This window comes from Methanosarcina sp. (genome assembly GCF_028693135.1).
Lineage (GTDB): Archaea > Halobacteriota > Methanosarcinia > Methanosarcinales > Methanosarcinaceae > Methanosarcina.
In genome coordinates this window covers 1-20,197 of record NZ_JAQUVZ010000019.1, presented here as the reverse complement: position 1 = coordinate 20,197, position 20,197 = coordinate 1, and the positions used below count along the sequence as shown (strand labels likewise).

Annotated in this window: 13 protein-coding genes and 1 pseudogene; 8 read left to right on the top strand and 6 right to left on the bottom strand. The window is 40.5% G+C overall.

Features of this window, described 5'->3' with window-relative positions:
- Positions 1-96 precede the first annotated feature (96 nt).
- On the bottom strand, positions 97-243 hold the full coding sequence (locus tag PHF18_RS10300) for a hypothetical protein (RefSeq protein WP_300102249.1): 147 nt from the start codon (positions 241-243) through the stop codon (positions 97-99).
- Between the two features lie 349 nt (positions 244-592).
- Here PHF18_RS10300 and PHF18_RS10295 point away from each other — a divergent pair, with 349 nt between their 5' ends.
- Both PHF18_RS10295 and PHF18_RS10290 read left to right on the top strand, forming a co-directional pair.
- A complete protein-coding gene (locus PHF18_RS10295) occupies positions 593-1,828 on the top strand; it encodes a TULIP family P47-like protein (RefSeq protein ID WP_300102145.1) in 1,236 nt (411 codons plus the stop codon).
- Positions 1,829-1,843: 15 nt separating this feature from the next.
- On the top strand, positions 1,844-3,577 hold the full coding sequence (locus PHF18_RS10290) for a TULIP family P47-like protein (RefSeq protein ID WP_300102141.1): 1,734 nt from the start codon (positions 1,844-1,846) through the stop codon (positions 3,575-3,577).
- Positions 3,578-4,440: 863 nt separating this feature from the next.
- Here the strand turns inward: PHF18_RS10290 and PHF18_RS10285 are convergent.
- Positions 4,441-6,011, bottom strand: a pseudogene (locus PHF18_RS10285) (IS1634 family transposase).
- Positions 6,012-6,086: 75 nt separating this feature from the next.
- On the opposite strand from PHF18_RS10285, the gene PHF18_RS10280 reads away from it, so the two are divergent.
- Both PHF18_RS10280 and PHF18_RS10275 read left to right on the top strand, forming a co-directional pair.
- Entirely contained in the window at positions 6,087-6,503 is a 417-nt protein-coding gene (locus PHF18_RS10280) for a hypothetical protein (RefSeq protein WP_300102138.1), read from the top strand.
- Complete coding sequence (locus PHF18_RS10275) at positions 6,500-7,201, top strand: hypothetical protein (RefSeq protein WP_300102135.1); 702 nt, start codon at positions 6,500-6,502, stop codon at positions 7,199-7,201. The genes PHF18_RS10280 and PHF18_RS10275 overlap by 4 nt, the downstream gene beginning before the upstream one ends.
- Before the next feature lie 319 nt (positions 7,202-7,520).
- Here PHF18_RS10275 and PHF18_RS10270 read toward each other — a convergent pair whose 3' ends face one another.
- The gene (locus PHF18_RS10270) at positions 7,521-7,724 is read right to left on the bottom strand and encodes a hypothetical protein (RefSeq protein WP_300102132.1); all 204 of its coding nucleotides are present in this window, start codon (positions 7,722-7,724) and stop codon (positions 7,521-7,523) included.
- A gap of 471 nt (positions 7,725-8,195) precedes the next feature.
- Here PHF18_RS10270 and PHF18_RS10265 point away from each other — a divergent pair, with 471 nt between their 5' ends.
- The gene (locus PHF18_RS10265; protein ID WP_300102129.1) at positions 8,196-8,729 is read left to right on the top strand and encodes a 4Fe-4S binding protein; all 534 of its coding nucleotides are present in this window, start codon (positions 8,196-8,198) and stop codon (positions 8,727-8,729) included.
- The gene (locus tag PHF18_RS10260; RefSeq protein ID WP_300102126.1) at positions 8,726-10,489 is read left to right on the top strand and encodes an aldehyde ferredoxin oxidoreductase family protein; all 1,764 of its coding nucleotides are present in this window, start codon (positions 8,726-8,728) and stop codon (positions 10,487-10,489) included. Before PHF18_RS10265 ends, PHF18_RS10260 begins: the two co-directional genes overlap by 4 nt.
- A 119-nt stretch (positions 10,490-10,608) precedes the next feature.
- Here PHF18_RS10260 and PHF18_RS10255 read toward each other — a convergent pair whose 3' ends face one another.
- Positions 10,609-12,189, bottom strand: coding sequence for a dicarboxylate/amino acid:cation symporter (locus PHF18_RS10255; RefSeq protein WP_300102123.1), 1,581 nt, complete (start codon positions 12,187-12,189; stop codon positions 10,609-10,611).
- A 513-nt stretch (positions 12,190-12,702) separates the two neighbouring features.
- Here PHF18_RS10255 and PHF18_RS10250 point away from each other — a divergent pair.
- On the top strand, positions 12,703-13,467 hold the full coding sequence (locus PHF18_RS10250) for a P-loop NTPase (protein WP_300102120.1): 765 nt from the start codon (positions 12,703-12,705) through the stop codon (positions 13,465-13,467).
- A 195-nt stretch (positions 13,468-13,662) separates the two neighbouring features.
- Here PHF18_RS10250 and PHF18_RS10245 read toward each other — a convergent pair whose 3' ends face one another.
- Entirely contained in the window at positions 13,663-17,460 is a 3,798-nt protein-coding gene (locus tag PHF18_RS10245; RefSeq protein ID WP_300102117.1) for a NosD domain-containing protein, read from the bottom strand.
- Between the two features lie 1,302 nt (positions 17,461-18,762).
- Between PHF18_RS10245 and PHF18_RS10240 the strand changes: the two genes are divergently transcribed.
- Positions 18,763-18,978, top strand: coding sequence for a hypothetical protein (locus tag PHF18_RS10240; RefSeq protein WP_300102114.1), 216 nt, complete (start codon positions 18,763-18,765; stop codon positions 18,976-18,978).
- A gap of 112 nt (positions 18,979-19,090) precedes the next feature.
- Here the strand turns inward: PHF18_RS10240 and PHF18_RS10235 are convergent, their stop codons facing one another.
- Positions 19,091-20,005 (bottom strand): hypothetical protein, encoded by a 915-nt coding sequence (locus tag PHF18_RS10235; RefSeq protein WP_300102109.1) that lies wholly within the window; start codon positions 20,003-20,005, stop codon positions 19,091-19,093.
- Between the last annotated feature and the right edge of the window lie 192 nt (positions 20,006-20,197).

Below are 20,197 nucleotides of genomic sequence, written 5' to 3'. Positions count from 1 at the left end.
AACCGTATCTATAGAGCTTTTAAATCGAATTTAATTATTAGGTAATACAATTATGAATTTGCAATGATGCTCATCGCTAATGGTTTTTATTACAAATTATGGCAAAAATAGTGTTTCTTTGAAAGCTGAGTCTAAGGTTATTAATCTTTCAGTGAGTTCTTTATTTTGAGATTCAAGACTCTCAATGTAAGCAATAACTTCAGGGTTTGAAACACACAGAGCAAGAATCTCTTCACGTTTCATCAAGAAGAGAATTGATTCATTTTAGATCCAATTTTTCCTCGGATAGAGGAAAAATTGTGGAGCTCTAATAAGGCTATCTGAATAGTTACATTTTTCCTCGGAAAGAGGAAAAATTGCTTTTACTCAAGGTATGGCTGAATAGTTACATTATATTTGGGATATGTTCTATAACTTATTTAATATATTTCTATAATTCACTATGATTATATAGGAGTTTCTATATGTTACAATGTGGCTAAGTTTGAATGTTGGTATGTTTAAATGTTGGTAAGTTCTGCCTATTTAATTCCAAATGTAAAGAACTATACTTTTACTCAACAACACATTAATTTTTCTAGAAGTTGATTACATGCTAACAAAAGGATGGGACACAATCAGCATTGTAAAGCTAGAAAGGATTAACTCCGATTTGGCAGGTGTATGGGCTGGCGTTGATTCACACTTCAGTTATACGAGTTCTAAGCCGGAGGTTCACATCAATGGGTTGTTTGCATGCTGGAGTATAATTGAAGGTGGAGGGGGGCGTATCTTACGGCTTAAGCTGCCCATTCAATCCGGTGAGATTACTCTGGGGCAAACTAAAGTAAATTTAGAAAATACTAGCGCAATCATCGAAATTACCCTTTCGTTGCTTCCGTCACAAAACAATATCACTGTTTTGAAATCTGAGTATCAAAATTTAGCGAAGAATCGTTCAGAAATGATTCCGGAAACAAACGGCTGGGTACTCCCAATCACGTTTTTAGACTCCGGGGGAAAGGTGGGGGCATTATCCAATGTGGTATTGGACTCAATTTGTAAATACCTGATATCCAATCCAAAACAATTTGAACTAATTTTTGCGGAAATCAGTTTTGCAAAAAGTGGCAGTCCTACTTGGGCAATTCCACAAAAATGTGCCTATTCATATCTTGATTCAGGCTATCTTGCTATTCTATCCGTATGTAGCGATAAGAATATCTCTCAGCTTCCATTAGATGTCGATATAACTGGTATTTCGCTAGGAGCTAGTTCCTTTTATGTAATGTCCAGCGAGCTCATGCTGAAAAACCTTATTTTGCCTGGCTTGGCGGATATTTATCAAAATTGTTCTTCCGACTGTTTTTTTTTCAGAGACCGTGAGTTTCTCAACAGGGAAGACCTTCGCTTGCACGAAATTAAATCTGGTGCAATTTATTACACCCCAATTGTTTATAAAGAAATGAATATTGCAAGAGCGGAGGGCGACAGAATCATGGTTTGCTACAATGGAAAATGCGACATGTATGTTGGAATTGCAATGTACTGGAACGGAAATGTTAAGATGAACGCATTGTTAGATACCCAAGGTAGTATTTCGTTCTATCAAAATGGCCGTGATTTTTCACATACAGTGGACATTCCGTGGTATCTTAAATGGCTTTCGCCAATAGTAGGGGTAATTGTTACGATTGTGGTTTCTGTAATTTCCGACGATCTTATCAAATCAATCGAAAGCAGAAGCAGTTCAATAAGTGCCAATAAAATCAATACGGTCACATGGTGCAAGAATCAGGCCGTAGTGAAATCTGTATATGTTAGTGAATCGCTAATTTTTGAATATTAATTAGGAGGAAAAGTCATGTGTAACGAATCTGAAAAAGTAGTATACTCTGGTATCAACCAACCTATTAAGGTTGATTTTGTGAACTTAAATCTTGCGGCAGTGGAAAGTATAAAAAATTCCAAGCTGTACAAAAATGCAGCAAAAGTACACCCAAGTGCCGAGAATCATGAAAAATTGATGCTTGCAAGCACGGTGACCACGAATAATTGGGATACCGTTTCGATCTGTAGGGTTACTGCTTTAAATGCACGTATTAAGAATCAAAAAACCTATCCAGCTGATATTTCATATACAGAAAGTTCATTGTCTCTTTCTGGTAATTTCGATGCATGGCAAATCGTCCCCGGAGGAGACGGACGAAATGTGAAACTCAAACTGCCGATGAAATCCGGAACGTACGTTGGAATGGATTTTGGAAAGGGAACTTCTTTTGACCTTGCCAACGTGTCAGTTGATATATATGTAAAACTCAACTATTTGCCTGTGCCGGAACCTACAGCCAAAGATGGCACATATGATCTTCATGTTAATACGACAAAAGTTAGTGAATCAGAACCAATCGCTTCTGTAATTTCCTTGGACGACCCAAGTGAAACAATTGACAATCTAAACAAAAGTATTTTGCGTGGTCTGTTTGAAAAATGGCTAAATCTATCTGAAAATCTCGAAAAATTTAACACATTATTCGCAACAGTATTAATTAACAATATGGGGGAAAAGTCAGAAGATTTTAAGTGGCTGCGAGCAACCTCAATCAGTTATGCCTATACAGATAAGAACACTGAGGATAGCAGTATTTTCGGTATTCTTTGTATGACTAATAATCGTTCGGCTGCTGGATTGCCAAATCAGTTACCTGCAGTTGATCTGCAACAAGATGACAATGCTGTTTTCCTCATTAGCCGTGAGATATTTGTAAAGTATCAGCTTATACCATCACTCCCATATGTTTTCTCTGATTCCCCAGATGCTCAATATATTGTGGATGAAGCTGGAACTACTGTTACCACCCATAACTTAAAGATGGACAATGTAAAGGTGGGTGCCATTGACTATCATCCTGTAGCCGAAAATTTCGAAATTTGTTTTGATGAAACCTTTATCCGGACGAGTGCAAAGATCCGCACAAATATATCACCGGGCATCGATGCAACAACCACTATTACGACAAAGCAGACACTTGGCCTTGGTAAAAACGACAAGGGCGAGCAAGTAATGACATATGAAATGATTGGTGACCCAGATGTCCAAAACTCAACAGATATTGCTGCATGGGTTGTTGTTACAGAGGCTGTTATTGCCTTAATTGGTGCTGTTGTCGTTGCCATTGTAGCAGTAGTGGCAAGTTTGCTGGTAGCAACAATTGTCGCTATTGTTGTTGCTATAGTAATTGCTGTAGTTGGCATAATCATCCATGTGATAATTCAAGAAGCAATCGCCGGATCTGTAACAGGTAAATTACCAAATATAGCACCAATGGTAAAAGTGGCTACAAATCAGATAAAATGGCCGTTCTGCGCGGAGGATGCTTTTGTACTGAAAGATATTGATTATTCCGGGGCCATTTCTTTTAATGGGAATCTTAAACTGCTAGATTCTTATAAGATAGTGAACAAAAGACTGGTTCCCATTGCCTTTGGTGCAGAACACGATGTTGTGGACCGACTTGAAAGCATAGAAGCTGAAATTAGAGAAATAGGGAATAGACTTAGAAGAATTGATCAACGCCTTTCAAAAGTAATCATGTGACTTGAGCAGATCGCCAGAGCAAAAATGAGTTAACATCCTTTTCGTGATGTGGTTCAACCTATTGATTGACTCTTTTTTGTCTTGGTTCCCAGCTGAATACAGCAATCTACCTGTGGTAGATACGGGAACCCGGCGAAACTGCAAAGTGAACATAGCAAAAAAGGTACTGTGTAGTTGACAGTGGTTGACTCTTTAACGACTTCGAAGCCTATCGAATATTTATCCCAATTCCGTAGATTACACAGAACCATATTATATATCGTTCACAAGGAAGTAAGCTGTAAAATGGAGTAAGTTCAGGAAAGCTTGAAACCTTAAACGGCTCTTCGCTGTTTCGAGTGGGTAATTCATATATACTTCCTGAATGTGAAAGTAACATGCCCAATATTTTACAACATTTGTTGTGGGATATCACATGCAAGATCGATGTTTGTTTTTTTTACATGATAACTTTCTGACTATATAATTATTTTCAATCCATATAAAACAGCGAAGAGCCATAAATAGCTTCCTATTTAACTCAGCGACAAGTTATTTTGCACAGTACCATCATTTTTGGAGTAAAATATGCGATTTTTTCAGCTTTGAGAACCTGAACTATTTTTGCCTGGAAATGTCATCCGACATTCCGCAAATATCCACAAAAATAACATTATTTTTATTAAATGGCCAACTTTCCAATTCTAATTGACCTTTGTTAATGGCAATTCGTTGATTTTTTAGCACAACACTAACTGAACTTATTAGTGTCCCACATTTTTCATACTGTATGATTGGTATTTCCTGAATTCCATAATAGCATCCGCTACTTGTGCTACCTGAAACCTTTGAGATTTTTTAGTTAATGAGCCTATACCCTCATCTCAAAAATAGTATTTTTCACAACTCTTTCCCATCAACCTTATTAACTTCTCCTTAATCTCATCCAGGTTGGCAACTTGAATTTTCGTTTTTGATTTCGTTTTTACTTCCACTTCCGTAATCCCCCTCATCAGCATGAAAACCCATTTCAACGTCGGCTTTTGAGTTTGTTTTTTAACCTGATTCGGTATTGATTCCCCTGTTTCTTTTAGTTTTTCTCTAAGCTTCCATTCTGCTACCGAGTAAACCATCAGAGTTAAAACCATGATCATTGGCAATGCTTCAATTCTTTCGGGTTTCTTAAGATAAACCTCCGAAACCCTGAAACTTTTGTCCTTTATGAACCTGAATCCCTTTTCCACTTTACTCTGGTTTTTGTATTTTTCCAACATCTCTTCAGAATCAAGATCCAGGTCACTGCTTCCGATTATAAATCTTACATGGTACTTCTTTTCATGCTGTACGAGTTCTTCATTCCTGATAGCTTTTGCATCTACAACATAATGAGTGACAAGTTTTTCACCCTTTTTTGGTCTGCCCTTCTTACCGTTTTCTCTTTTTGAGATTGTGGAGATGTCAACTGTTTCCAGCAAACAGTAAGGGTTCTTCTTCTTCCATCTTTTCAGAGCTGCTCTTGCGTCCTCTTCACATGTAAACTCTATTTTTTTAAGCTCTTTAAGATCTTTCTGAGCTTCCTTGACTATCTTTTTTATTTTCTTTTCAAGCGTAATGTCTTTTCTTTTATGCATCTCGGTGGAGTGAACAACTACCCATTTTTGTTTTATGCCACCATATTCAACCATTGTTTCATAAAACGAGTAGCGTGGATCTTCTCCCTGTTTAAACTCAATGTCAGAAATCAGTAGCTTTTTACAAAGATTTATAGTTGAGGGAACACGAGTGATCCACTTCATGTCTTTTAATGCTTTGACATTACCTTCAGAATACAGAGAGCTATCAGCTATGAAATAAACATCATCAGGGAATTCTATGTTTTCTTTAAGTCTTTTCATGGCTTCTACTATGGTTTCTTTGTCGGATGAATTTCCAGAATAAGCCTGCGTAAATAATGGCATACCATACTGATTTACAATCATCCCCATGAAAAACGCTTCAAATCATATATCTTATCTTTTGCCTGACCATAAGTGAGTTCAATGGCAGAGCTACTATCTTCAGGTTCATAGTCTCCATGAACGCTGAAATTGGTATCATCGCAATGAAGTTGCATTACCTTAAGGTTCACAATTTCCATCATTTTCATGGAAAGTTTCATGAACAATTAAGTCGGATCTGCTTCGTATATCTTATCAAGAGTTCGCCCTAAAACGTCAGCAGTAAGATCTGATGCACTAACTCCAGGACCAAGTAATCTTTCAACGGGAAGATTTTCAAAATATTGAGAGTACAAGTAAAGGCGACTGTCAGTGAATCCAAGGCAATTAAGAATCATTGCCTTTATTACTATTGAATGAGCTAACTTATGCTGCCCAACTTTGGGAAGCACTTCATCTATAATACTTCCAATTTCAAGTTCATCGAAAATTCCACAAACTATACCGTGATGGTCCAGGGCGGGTCGTGTCCGTGAGTCATTTCCATAATTTTATATTTCTTCAATTATATATCTTATTTCAGGTGTGTGAAAATGGCATCTGAAATAGATTTGTCACAATTTTGGTGCTGGAACGAAGAGTGTCCAGATTATGGGAAACAAGACCATGGAAATATCGTCATCAAACAAAGGTATGGTAAAGACAATCGTGCACTTCTTAAGTGCAGGACATGCAAGGGTTACTTTAGCGAAACAAGAGGTACAGTATTTTTCGGACTTGATACTCCCCGAAAAGAAGTTCTAAGAACACTTTCAATGATTCCTGAAAAAGGAAGCATTCGTGGAGTAGCGCGAGCTACTGGGCACGATAAAGATACAATCTCAAAATGGCTTGAAATTGCAGGAACCCATTGTGAAGAAGTTACAAAGTATTTTCTACAAGATCTCAACTTAACAAGAGTAGAGGTCGATGAGATTTGGGAATTCATAAAAAAAAACAAAAAAACTTGAAAGATTATGACCCCGAAGAGTATGGCGATGTCTACTCATTGACAGCTATGAAAAGCGATACGAGGCTGTTTCTATGTCATCATGAAGGAAGTCGAACTTCTAAAGATGCTATGGAGTTATTTGCTATGGTTGAACAGATGCGTTCAAAATCATCTTTGACTCCGGTGTTTACTTCAGATGACTGGGATCCCTTTGAAGAAGGATTGGTAAATATTTATGGAATTCTTGAAGTTCCTCCATACAAAGGTATAGGCAGAAAACCACTTCCAAGATTGATTCCTCCAGAAGACTTGAAATATGTTAAAATTGAAAAGAAAAAGGTGGGGGAGACAGTGGTTGAAACGGTTAAGAACATCGTTTTTGGTAATAAAAAGGATATATTAAAAATGCTTGAAATTGAAGAAAACGGATATATTGGTACATCCTATGTAGAAAGATTTAACCTCACAATCCGAGCCTCTCTTGCAAGATTTATACGGAGAGGAATGAATTTCAGTAAAAAAATGAGGATGCATACAAAGGCATTGGATTTATTCCAAGCATGGTATAACTTTGTCAAACCTCATGATTCACTAAAAATAAAGATAAATTGTGGGAATAGGCGATGGGGATATAGAACACCAGCAATGGCAGAAAAATTTACAGATCATATTTGGAATTTAGGTGAACTATTGGGATTTAGAGTGCCTGTTAAATAACTCACGGACACGACCCCAGGGCGTTAGTAGTAATGTGCATAAAAATTCAAAAATTCAATAGCAAGTTACAGTATTTACAGTTTTCCAATAAAAATGTCTGAATAATAATCCGAGATATGCGGAAAGTCTGTTATGTCCAAAAAAGTGACCCTTAAATATGCTGTTTGAAAAAAGTAACTCTGAAATATGCTGTTTGAAAAAAGTAACTCTGAAAAATTCTATTCGAAAAAAGTAATTCTTAAATCGAAGAAAAATAAAATTTCTTTCTCGTCTCCTGAAACTCAAATTTCTTTTTCGCCTCCTTTGCCTTCAGGGCCTGTTAAAGTAATGATGAGTCGTTTTCCGTTGTTTTGGGCCAGATCCTTTTTTCTACAACGTCTTCTGCAGGGCCTGCCAATAAGCTGGAACCATTATCAACCTGTACGACCTGCTGGGAAAAGCCCAGGGAAACCCTGGAAGTCCTGAGGTACAGGATGAAATTCTGGAAACTGATTGGAACCACAAAGAAAATACCCGGTTCCATATCTGCAACGCTTTTTGCGTCTGAGCTTCAATCCACCGGGTTTGAGGTAAGATCCAGTAAAGTCAGATCCAGTACAAACTGATAAGCGCCAACAAAATGAACAGTAAACTAAAAGTACCAATTATCAATTTGTTCTGCTGCATCATTTTGTTGTGCTGTATTATCTCATCTTGTAGCATATAAACCATCCAGACCAAATATTTCCGATAGCTATTTATACAACAATTCAACAACTAGGAATCCTATATCCTATTATGGGCTCCGAGAATAAAGAGTTTTCTATTTACATTCAAGGGGCGGTTTATTTCAATTCAGTCTTAATATATAATATATCAAATACAACGCAGGAAATCTTTACCATTTTTCAAATTTTCAATAAATCCAAGGCTCGATTGCTGCTGTATTTCAATGCTACATTATATAAACGAAGGGACCTATTTTTCGTAAAAGGGAATCCAGGGTGGGAACGTAATGGCAAAAAGGTTAAAAGTTGCAAATCCGGCCCGCTGCATAGGCTGCTATTCCTGCATGATGGCCTGTGCAAGGACCTGGTACGATACCATATCTTTGAAAAACAGCAGAATTAACATCCAGACCAGCGGTGGAATCGAAACTCCTTACAATGCAATTGTCTGCCATGCCTGTGTTGATCCTCCATGCATGAGGGCCTGCCCTGTTGGCGCGCTGACCAAAAGGAAAGGGGGAGGAGTCATTTTCAACAAAGAAATCTGCAACGGCTGCGGAAACTGTATCGAAGCCTGCATAGTAGGGGCAATTCATCTGGATGCGGAAAAAAAAGCAGTAATCTGCAAACACTGCGGGGTCTGCACAAAGTTCTGCCCGCATGATGTACTTGAAATGATTGAGGTCGAAGACAGTGGAGAATTAAAAGTCACGGATACGAGCCCGGTTGAAGATACAGGTCCGGAAAGCCCTACTGCATCCCATAAAGATCTTTACGGAGAAAAAGATTCCGGGGAAAAAGAGCCTGAGGGGGAAAAATGACAACAGAGCAGTATGCGATTCCGGGCCTTAGAAACATACTTTACATTGACCTGACCAGCCAGAGTTATCACGTTGAGGAGAGGCCAGACCTCTATGAAAAGTACCTGGGAGGCATAGGAGTTGCCACGAACCTCATGCTCGAAGAATATAAAGAAGGCACAGGTCCTCTTGATCCTGACATGCCAATCATTTTCAGCACAGGCCCTCTTTCAGGCGTGTATCCGACCTGTACCAAAACCGTTGCATTGTTCCGCTCCCCCCTTAACGGAGAACTCGGAGAGTCCTATGCAGGAGGGCACCTGGCCATGTCCATGCGCTATTCCGGGTACGAAACAATCGTTATCAAAGGCTCTTCCAGGTATCCTGTGTATGTGACGGTACACGATGATAAGGTTACTTTCAGGGATGCATCTTCCATATGGAACCTTTCTTCTGCAATTGATGTGGGGCAGGTCCTCCGCAGGGTAGAGCCCGGAGCAGGAAGGCGCAGCATTATCAGGATAGGTCCCGCAGGAGAGAACGGTATCACGTATGCAAGTGTAAACGTTGACACCTACAGGCACTTCGGGCGCCTCGGGCTCGGGACAGTCTTTGGGGCAAAGAAGCTTAAAGCTATTCTGGTTGCAGGAAACAGGGAAATTAAAAGCCCTGACCACAATGCCTACAGGAAAATGTATGGGAAACTTTACGAAACGATTGTAAAAACAGGGCTGATGGAAAAGTACCACAACCTTGGCACAAGCGAAAACATCCTGGTCTTAAACGAACTCAAAGGTCTTCCAACTCGGAACCTGCAGGCAACCTCCATTGAGGGTGTAGAAAATATCTCAGGGGAGAATTTTGCGGAGAAATACCTGATCCGGCGGGTGTCCTGCGCCGGCTGTCCCATAGGCTGCGTCCATATAGCCATGCTAAAGCGCCCATTCTCAAAAGCTCATGAATATGAAACCCTTAACGTTTCCTATGACTTCGAACTAATCTATGCGCTTGGCTCAAATCTTGGAGTTGCAGACCCAGAAGCCGTGCTTGAACTTATTGATTTATGTGAAAAAACCGGGGTCGATATAATCAGCATGGGAGTTGTACTCGCCTGGGCAACCGAGATGCAGCAGCGCGGGAATATATCCACTGAAGAGACCCTGGGGCTCAAACTTTCCTGGGGAGACAAAGCAGCGTACCTTCGGGCAATAGAGCTTGTAGTCCAGGCTCCTAACGAATTCTATTCAGCCCTCGGAAAAGGGGTGGATTATGCCTCAAAAAAATATGGAGGAGAAGATTTTGCCATCCGACTGGGTGGGCTGGAGATTCCCGGCTACCACACAGGGCTTGGAAACATACTTGGGCTTTCTGTTGGAGCCCGGCACTCCCACCTGGACAATGCAGGTTATTCCGCAGACCAGAAAGCATTTAACCAGCCAATATCGGATGAGAAAATTGTTGACTACATTATCGATGAAGAAGACCGCCGCAGTGTCCTGAACTGCATGGTTGCCTGCCTCTTTGCGAGGAACGTCTATACATACGAAAATATGGTTCAGGCCCTTAAGTGCATAGGGATAGAGAAAACTGAAGAGGATTTGAAAGAACTGGGCCGGGATATTTTCAGAAAAAAATACGAGCTTAAGACGAAATTCGGTTTCAGATTCGAAAACCTCACTCTCCCGAAAAGGTTCTTTGAGACAACCTCTACCACAGGAAAGCTCGAAGAAGAAACAGTCAGGAAATCAATTGAAATGTATAAAGAAAAAAGAGGAGTATAAGTTCCCTCAAAGCTGTTACAGCCTGAAAGTCCTCAAATTAAGGTTAAATATCTTATAAGTTAAAAAACCCTTAAGTTATACCCAAAAAGTAAATTAAGATCATTTTCGGAAAAAGGGTTTTACGTTAGAAATTGTATATTTGAGTATTCCGACGCTGTAATATCTTTATTTACCTTCTTATTGTCCTCTTTTTTCTCCTCCTTTTTTTCTTTGGGGGCTTTTTCAACTTTTGTATCGGCTATTTTATCAGCCTTTTCTTTAACTTCTTCTCCAACCCAGCGGTCCATAACCTTGCAGGCAACAAGGTCTCCCGCTACATTCACTGCAGTCCTGGTCATGTCAAGAATTCTGTCCACTCCCATTATGAGAGCTATTCCGCTTGTAGGAATCCCGACGCTGTTGAGAATCAGGGCAAGGACAATAATTCCCACCCCCGGAATCGAAGGCGTCCCTATGGATGCTGCAACAGCCATGACCATTACAACAAGGAGCTGGAAAGGCCCGAGGTCTATTCCGAATACTTCAGCCAGAAAGACTGTAGCTACGCCCTGATAAAGCGCAGTCCCATTCATATTTACTGTAGCTCCGAGAGGGACTACGAACTGTGAAATAGAAGACCTGACCCCTAACTTTTCTTCCGCGGTTTTGATAGATAAGGGCATAACTGCAGCCGAGCTGGATGTAGAAAAAGCAAGGAGCATAACGTCCCGGATAGCTTTAAGGAACTCAAAGGGATTATACCTTGCAACAACGGTGACAATAAAGAGGTTCAGGCACATAAGGAGCAACAGGCTTGCAAGTACTGTGCCCACATATACCATCATTCCGAGAAGGGCATCGATGCCCAGTTTGATAGTAAACTTGGTAAGAAGCCCGAAAACTGCAATCGGGGCAAGAGACATGCTCCATTTGACCACTATCATACAGACAGCTTGCAAAGAGTTCAGAAAGCTGACCATTGGAGTTGACTGGTCCTTATTCAGGGATACAAGAGCAACACCTATGATTATTGCAATGATCACAACCTGCAGCATTTCTCCATTAGCCAGAGCCCCAAGAGGATTCGAAGGGAGGAGGCCTCCGATAAGTGATGAGGGAATAGTCAGAATTGAATGATCGAAACTCAAACCAGTGGAGTCTACCTGAACTCCGCTTCCCATTGCACTTTCAATAAGGTCTCCACTTATATACTGCCCTGGATGAATGTAAAGCGCCATTCCAATACCAATAGCAGTTGCAATTGCAGTCGTTATCACAAAATAAACCGCTGTTGAAAGCCCTGTCTTTTTGAGGGCGCTCATACTCTGGCTTGAAGCCACCCCAAGAATAATGGAGGCAAAAACAAGCGGGACTACAATCATCTTCAGAAGCCCGAGGAAAATATAACCCGGAAGAGCAATCCATTCTCCTATGATTTCTGCAGAGGCCGGGTCAACATACCCTCCAAAAGGGCCGAGAAAAAGCCCCATAAATACTCCAAGCATCATGCTTATGAGGATCTTTAGCCAGAGCTTTTTTTCAAGTAAATCACGAAGCTGATAGCTCATGTTTTTAAGGGAATGGTTGTGCCAGAAATCTAGAGGGTAATAAATACGCGTGATTCCGTTAGTGATTCCTCGGCGAATTACTTTCGTTTCCTCTGCGATTTCATGCGTGAATTCCCTCGGGTTCGGGATGTAACGGTGGTCTTTGCTTTTCATGGAGGATCACAATAAAAATCGTTGGGGATTTAAAAAGTTTAATTCATTTTTCAAAAATTTGATTCAATTGTATAAGTTTAGTTGTATCTTACTTTCACATTAAATTATATAAAAGCTTAGAAAAATACATAACAATTTTTAAAGTTGAGCTGGTTCCACAAATATAAACCTCTTTATACATAGTTGTATGGGGATTATAAATAAGTTTAAAGAACAGGTGACAAAACTGGCATTATACGGTTGTTTTCAAAAGACCCGTTGATTACATCGATGTTTCACTTTGAGATTATTTTCTTACAAACTCTCTTTAGTTTTATTTTTGCTCTTACTCCCTATTTTCCAGCCTTAAATGATCCTCCCGATTTAGAGATTATATAATCATGAAAATTCCGAAAGTTTTATTTACTTAATCTTTATGTATACATTTGGCATAAAAATGAACAAAATATTAATATTAAATGCCATTAATTCACAAACCGGTTTGGTTAACTATTTTTTAGAAGAGGTGTAAGTATGAAAGTTCTTGTATGTGGAAAAGGTGGTAGCGGTAAAAGTACGATTACTGCTTTGCTTGCAAAATCCATGGCTAAAAGGAGTTACAATGTACTTGTGGTAGACAGTGACGAGTCGAACTTCGGGCTTCACAGGCAGCTTGGTGTTGGAATGCCTGAAGATTTCATGAATTATCTCGGAGGAAAAAAATCCCTGGGAGATAAAATGAAGCAGGCATTTCTGAAAGGGGAACCAATAAGTGTTTTTGAAAATAAATGGCAAATATCCGATATCCCTCGGGCTTATACGGTAGAAAATGGAAACATAAAAATGATGGCTGTAGGCAAAATCCATGATTTCGGGGAAGGCTGCGCCTGTCCTATGGGTGCTCTTGCAAAAAATTTGCTAAAGAACATGGAAACTACATCTGAAGACCTGGTACTCGTGGACACGGAAGCTGGTATAGAGCATTTCGGAAGAGGGGTTGAAGAGGGGTGTGACCTTGTATTAATGGTACTTGATCCGTCTTATGAATCCATACGGCTTTCTGAAAAAACCAGAGAACTTGCAGAAAAAGCTGGAAAACCTCTGTATTTTATTCTCAACCGTGCGGATAAAATCGGGGTTCAGTTCATGCTGGAAACCGTGGACAAAACTCACGTCCTTGCTTCAGTGCCATCGGATATGGAGGTTTTCCAGGCAGGGTTTGCAGGAGAGGAGCTGAACGTGGAACTCCCGGAAATTGAATCCATTGCTGATTTTCTGGTTTCGGGAGCCTATCACTGATCAGGACAGACCCTATAAGGACAGACCCTATAAGGACAGACCCACTCAAAATAATCATTTTCATTTTGGATGCGCCTGCAAAAATGAGGGGTTGAGAAGAAAAATAAAACAAAAACAGCTCGAAAAGAAAGGTTTAACGGCAAAAAAGAAGAGAAAATCAGGGAATATGAAGTATCCCCTTATTTTCCAAATTATTTATTTTAAAACTCTTTTCTTTGCAAAGAACCCCGAAACAAGGACCCCAAGAACCGCAAAGATACTTTCGAATCCAGGTGTACTCTTTTTGATATCCTCCTGCCTTTCTCCGGTAACTGTACCGGTTTCTTCCACTTCAGCCGGAGTGATTATTTCGGTACCGAACTTATCCCCTGTAATAGCATAACGAGAGAGACCCGGAGTTTTTGCACTGAAATAGTAGAACTCCTCATCTTCGCTGGTCATTTTGGTGGAAAGCGCATTCCATTCTTCGTCGTGGAACCTGTTCATTGTTATGGTGGAGACGTCAATATTGTTTTCTTCTACCCAGCTCCTGGATATCCTGAAGTTAATATCCGCTCCTTTGATGTTGGTCCCACTTTCAAACCGTTCGTTTCCTACCAGGATGTTCATCAACCGATAGACTTCTCCTTCAGGTTTTTCTCCGGAACTTCCGTCTCCAAGCACCTCAATCCTTGAGACAACATTTCCGGAATACTGCTGTGACGTGAAACTGAGCTCCAGTATGCCTGAAACAGGGTTATTGAATCTAAAGCTGGCCTCAGTTCCTGCAACAACCCTCTTCTGTGAACTATCAGTACCTGTAACACCGGCACTTTCTCCCCTTGAGGGAACGTAGCTGGTGGAGCTTTTGTGTTTGGTTGGTGTGGAGGTAATGGTTGGTGTGGGGGGAATAATCGTAAGGGGCAAATAGTCAAAGGTTCCGTTTACGATTTCATAGGAGGAATCTGCAATACCGTCCTTGTCAGCATCCGTGCAGTTTTCTGAAAAGCCTGTCCCATTGGGATTTGTCCAGTAGTTGCCTCCCAGATACGGGCCTCCAACTATACTTTCCCCTGAAATTTTACTGGTGTTCCAGGAATTGTTTGCCTCACTACTAATGAGGGTGTTGTTTATGTTGTTGAAGTAATTGTTGTAAATTGTGTTATTTCCGCTTTCGGGACCTTCCAGGATTCCTACAAGCCCGTTGGCTGTCAAAAGGTCGTCTTCTTCGGATTCAATGACAAGTCCTGCCAGGCTGTTCTGAACCATTGTGTTACCATATATCAGGCTGTTACCCACATTATAGAACACCATGCCGTAAGAATTTTCGGATAAAGTATTCTCGGCAAAGGTACCTTCTCCTGTCGCCAGCATCCCGATTTCATTTTCGGATAAAGTATTTCCGGCAAAGGTACCTTTTCCTAGTGCCAGCATCCCGATTTCACTTCCGTCTACCGTGCAGCCTGCAACTGTATACCCGGTCCCGGGGACCTTATCGAAGTTCAGAATAACGATTCCTGCGGAAGTACAGTTATTTAAGGAGCAATCCCTCACGCTACAATTGTCATTCATGAAATCAATAAGTCCAATCATACAGTTTTTAATAGTGTTGCTTTCAAGTGTTGCATTTCTCGATTCATAAAGATAAATTCCCCCTGCAGGATAACAGTCCTCAACTGTGTTGCCCTCAAACCTGAGGTCCTGTGATAAACTTATAAATACTCCACATCCTGAGGGTCCAAAGCTTACGCCTACAAGGGGGGAATTGACAAGAGGGGAACTGACAAGAAGGGAACTGACAAGAGGGGAATTTTCAGTTGTATAGAGTTGAGTTTCACCTGTTATATTCTGAACGGTGTTATCCAGAAGTTCTACACTGGAAGAGCCATTCGAGAAAATCCCCATGTATTCGATTTCCCGTATCGAGTTTCTCACAAGCCTGACATTCTGACAACTCTCAAGATAAATTCCTGCGAAGTCTGACTGGTCAACGATATTATTCTCAAGTTTGAGGTCCTGGCAATCTTCTGAATAGATTCCATAACAATAGGATTGCTTGGATTGTCCGAGGTTCGAGTTTATGAGCGTATTATCCCTTATGAGGGTGTTTTCCTCACCTTTAACAAGCTTCGAATTTACAGAGTTATAGTAGGAATATTCTTTTGTGGCATTCTGAACGGTTTTATCCAGAAGTTCTACACTTGAAGAGTCATAAACATAACTCGTTATGTATCCTATGTCCCGTACCGAGTTCCTCACAAGCCTGACATTCTGACAACTCTCAAGATAAATTCCTGCGAAGTCTGCCTGGTCAACGATATTATTCTCAAGTTTGAGGTCCTGGCAATCTTCTGAATAGATTCCATAACCATAGGATCGCGTGCCCTGTACGAGGTTCGATTTTATGAGGCTATTTTTCCTTGTGAGGGTATTTTCCCTTGTGAGGGTATTTTCCCTTGTGAGGGTGTTTTCCTCACCTCTGACAAGCTTCGAATTTACAGAGTTATAGTAGGAATATTCTTCTGTGGCATTCTGAACATAATTGCCCTTAAGCGTGCAGTTATCGGAATCAAAGGTGACAATTCCATATGTAGAGTTCTGAACTGTATTGTCAGTGAGAGTGATATTCATATCCTCTTCAAACACGATCCCAGCCCATGAGTTCTCAACCCTGCTGTCCGAGAGGCTTACGTCATCAGAAGAGAAAACCGTGATTCCAAATTCGGTGTTATTTATGGTGTTGTTCTGCATTTCCGAACTCGTATTATACAGGAAAACCGCATATGAGTTGTTCTGTAGCACAAAGTCTTTAATTTCGACTTCTCCGCAGTTTATGCAGTAGATAACCCCTGCATCCCTTCCAATTGAGGGAGTTTGCTCTCCTTCAAGGTAATAAACCGCTTTCCCATCGACAAGATTGCTGGTATCAATAATATTCCCGGTTGAATTCTCAAAATCGTTGTAATAATAGGGATCAAGGTTAAAATTGTACCAGTTTCCAGACATGATATTGCCTGTAAGTGTGCAGTTTTTGATATCCCAGAGGCTGATTCCATATATTCCTGAACTTGCAGTGTTGTTTCTCAGGACGCATTCACTGGAATAAGCCAGAGAGATACCGTAATCAGCGTTTGAGATTGTGTTGCCAGTAAGATTACAGCTTTCAGACTCATACAGATAGATACCATCATCATCAGTGTTTGAGATTGTGTTGCCGGTAAGATTACAGCTTTCAGACTTATACAGATAGATACCATCATCATCAGTGTTTGAGATTGTGTTGCCGGTAAGATTACAGCTACTGGAATAATACAGATAGATGCCATCAGAAGGAGTGTCTGAAACTGTATTACCAGCCAGGGTGCAGTTGTCGGACTCAGACAGATAGATGCCGTAATCAGAAGTGTTTGAAACTGTATTGCCGTTCAGGACGCAGCTTCCGGAATTAGACAGATAGATGCCTTCATAAGAAGTGTTTGAAACTGTGTTGTTGGTCAGAATACAGTTACTGGAAGAACGAAGATGGAAGCCATAACTGGTAGAACCGGAAACTGTATTGTTGATCAGATTGCATCCGCTGGAACTTTCCATCTGAATAGCGCAATCGTTCCCAGAAAACTGATTATTGACTATGTTAACCCCTGAAACCCCAGTTATAAAAACTCCTGTATAGTATCCTTCCCCGGTAATGTTGAATCCGCTGATAGTTACATCATTGGCAATTACTTTGAAGTTGTGGCTCGGTGAAAGCGTTCTTACAATTGTATCTTCAGGATTTCCAGAAAAAGAACGAATGGTGAGGCTTGCTACATTAACATCTACAACTTCTGTATACGTTCCCGGATAAACAATGATTGTGTCTCCAGAACTTGAGCTGTCTATCGCAGCCTGGATAGTTGTATAATTTCCGCCGCCCGCTGCGCCCACGTATCGCGTGGCAGGTGTGTGAATATCCTCCCCAGTAGCAACTGCGGTTCCATTCACAATAAGAAAGATAAAACACGCAATTGTCATAAATTGTAACTTTGTTTTTTTACATAGTAATGCCATTATTTTAAAGCTCCTCTCATTTCTATTACACAAGCAGAGGCATAAATTAAAATTTATTTCAGATGAAATATCAACTAAATTTTTATAGACTGTGTGTTATATGTGTAATTTAAAGTATAAATAATTTAATAATTTGATCCTGAAGGGGATTTTTTGATCATACATCGACACCACTGTGTAAAATAGATCTGCAAAAAATTATAAAAATCAGAAACACGGACGAAGGGCTGCAGACCTCCCTTGCTTTGTTATCTAGTGGAAGTATTTTCTTTTATCATTTTTCAGCAGTCCTGCCCGAGTTGCGCCACCCGAATTGCGCCACCCGAATTGCGCCTCGGGAGTACGCGGTCCTTTTCGCTGCGCTCAAGAGGACTACTTGATGGGTTTTAACAGGTAGATTCACTCAAGCGGACTAGATTACAGATCTTTCTGACTCGGATAACCATATTCTCTAGACCGAGCCGTTTTTGTCACTCCCGAGTTTCGCTTCGGGAACACGAGGTCCTTTTCGCTGCGCTCAAGAGGACTACTTGATGGGTTTTAACAGGTCGATTTGCTCAAGCGGACTAGATTACAGATCTTTCTGACCCGTACAACCATATTCTCTAGATCGAGCCGTTTTTGTCACGCTCGACGCAGGAGAGCGGCTTTCAGACAAAAAGAACAGAAGAGAAACGAAAAGAGGAAAAAGCCAACAGTAAAAATGACTGATACCGCCTATAAAATACTTATAGGTAGAAATGCCCGGAAAAACCTATGATAGAACAACAAAAACGAACAAATAATAGCGACAGAAAAATCAGAATTAGCTCAACGAAAGCAAAATTAAATTCTCTCTGAATAATACTTTTTTCGAGTCTCCTTTCTATTTTTTACTTGAGGTAAATTTGCTGTTTGGTGCTGTTTGATGCTGTTTGGTGCTGTTTGATGCTGTTTGATGCTGTTTGATGATGTTTTTGCAGGGCTGCCAGACAAGCTGGCGGATACTTCCGATATTTATCTGTGAATTGAAAAGCGGTTTCCGGGATCAAGGGAAGTATTCTTCGGGTCAGGATGATATTTCACTATGATTCTCGTTTTCTCTTAATACCAGCCTGAACTCACCTGTTATTGTTTTTCTTGCGTGAATGGCGAGAAGGCTTCAGTCTGCAAGGCGCAGAAGAGAAAAACAAAAGATTCCAGCTTTGGATATTCTGAATAATATCAACCGATTAATCAGGATCATCCAGAGAATTAAAAATTGCATTTTTAATAAAGGAAAATTAAATGGGCTTTGATCTTCAAACTCTTGAGGGGGATGCAAATATGGATGCTGAAGAAATTCGGGCGATTTTCAAGTTTTCAGCCCTGGAAAAAAGTATAATTTCCAGTTTTGGAATTCAAGAAGAGCTATTTCTTCCTTTTCTGCTTTCACTTAAATCGGGGGGCTCATGGAGTTATACATCCGAAGAAACAAAAAGTATTGCAGTAAAATCGCAATAGAGGCTAGTGTCGTGTCAATGGCAAAATGTCGTATGAAATCGGGTGCAACTATTCCGGATTGACCAATATTTGATGAATGACTCGACACTAGCTTGATAATAGTCAGTTCTGGTTATCCTGAGCTTTTGCCTGCATTTCGACGAATTTTATCTTTAACAAGATAGAAGAGGCCTCCATAGGAGAAAGCTGTGAGTATTGGGAATATAATGAGTCCTTCTTTGGCTGCCTCCATATCCCCGTTCAAGACTTGAACTATGGCCATCATGTCTACAGCGGTTCCAATGGTAATGAAGAATCCAAAGAACAGGAGCAGTATTGAATATGCCTTTTTTGGTTTTGAAAGCATCAGGAATAGCGCCAGAAAGCCCAAGGGAATACTTATTCCAAGGTCAAGATACCTGATGGTCCAGAAGGCAGTTGGAGCCGCTTTGTATGAGCCATCGGTAAGGTCTCCGGTATTTGTAACTTGTTGGATTTGAGATATCCACATCACTGCAAAGAGCAGGAAGAATAAGGTCATTAGACCCACGTAGATTCGCAGACCTCCTGGTTTGAAGTCAGGAGCATCAGCTTCGGTAAACATAGATAAGCTACCCAAAAGCAGGATGAGCCCGCCTATTATAAGGGTGCCGAAAAGCCACCAGTAGTCCTCAACATTGCCGCTGTAGGCCGAATTGCTCCATTCCTGGCCAATCCCGATGGAAAGCCCTGTATACATTAATGTTATCGGTGTAAGTATCAATAGGTATTTCGAGCCGGCCCTTCTGGCCAAACATAGAAATCCACCAATTAGCAGTATAGGTGCGATCAGTACCAAATTTGCAAGATCCTGCCCGGCGATCTGCCATATACCAGATTGAGAGGTTCTATACTGGATTATTCCCTGGCCAATGGGTCCCAGAAAAGCGATTAAAATCAGAGTCGCTGCGCAGATGATTGCAGTTACTCCAATTACGTACCAGGGAATTAAGTACTCATTCGCTATTTCACTTCTTGTTTCAGATTGCTTTTTAAAAAAAGAAGTCATGCTTTAGAATAAAATTTCCATACTTATATAGTCCTCTCTTTGTTTCATTGTTCAGAGAAGGTTTGTAGTGTCGAGTCAACAGCGAAATGTCGTGAAGAATATATTGTATACTGTTCATAATGAATCCAAGAGGATCAATCATGAATAGATACACTGTGACACTTACCGAAGATGAACGTGAAGCCCTTTGTG

Excerpts from the sequence above, each read along its gene's own strand:
- PHF18_RS10300 (WP_300102249.1), bottom strand. The coding sequence starts at position 243 with ATGAAACGTGAAGAGATTCTTGCTCTGTGTGTTTCAAACCCTGAAGTT.
- PHF18_RS10295 (WP_300102145.1), top strand. The coding sequence starts at position 593 with ATGCTAACAAAAGGATGGGACACAATCAGCATTGTAAAGCTAGAAAGG.
- PHF18_RS10290 (WP_300102141.1), top strand. The coding sequence starts at position 1,844 with ATGTGTAACGAATCTGAAAAAGTAGTATACTCTGGTATCAACCAACCT.
- PHF18_RS10280 (WP_300102138.1), top strand. The coding sequence starts at position 6,087 with ATGGCATCTGAAATAGATTTGTCACAATTTTGGTGCTGGAACGAAGAG.
- PHF18_RS10270 (WP_300102132.1), bottom strand. The coding sequence starts at position 7,724 with ATGGAACCGGGTATTTTCTTTGTGGTTCCAATCAGTTTCCAGAATTTC.
- PHF18_RS10265 (WP_300102129.1), top strand. The coding sequence starts at position 8,196 with ATGGCAAAAAGGTTAAAAGTTGCAAATCCGGCCCGCTGCATAGGCTGC.
- PHF18_RS10260 (WP_300102126.1), top strand. The coding sequence starts at position 8,726 with ATGACAACAGAGCAGTATGCGATTCCGGGCCTTAGAAACATACTTTAC.
- PHF18_RS10255 (WP_300102123.1), bottom strand. The coding sequence starts at position 12,189 with ATGAAAAGCAAAGACCACCGTTACATCCCGAACCCGAGGGAATTCACG.
- PHF18_RS10250 (WP_300102120.1), top strand. The coding sequence starts at position 12,703 with ATGAAAGTTCTTGTATGTGGAAAAGGTGGTAGCGGTAAAAGTACGATT.
- PHF18_RS10245 (WP_300102117.1), bottom strand. The coding sequence starts at position 17,460 with ATGACAATTGCGTGTTTTATCTTTCTTATTGTGAATGGAACCGCAGTT.
- PHF18_RS10240 (WP_300102114.1), top strand. The coding sequence starts at position 18,763 with ATGGGCTTTGATCTTCAAACTCTTGAGGGGGATGCAAATATGGATGCT.
- PHF18_RS10235 (WP_300102109.1), bottom strand. The coding sequence starts at position 20,005 with ATGACTTCTTTTTTTAAAAAGCAATCTGAAACAAGAAGTGAAATAGCG.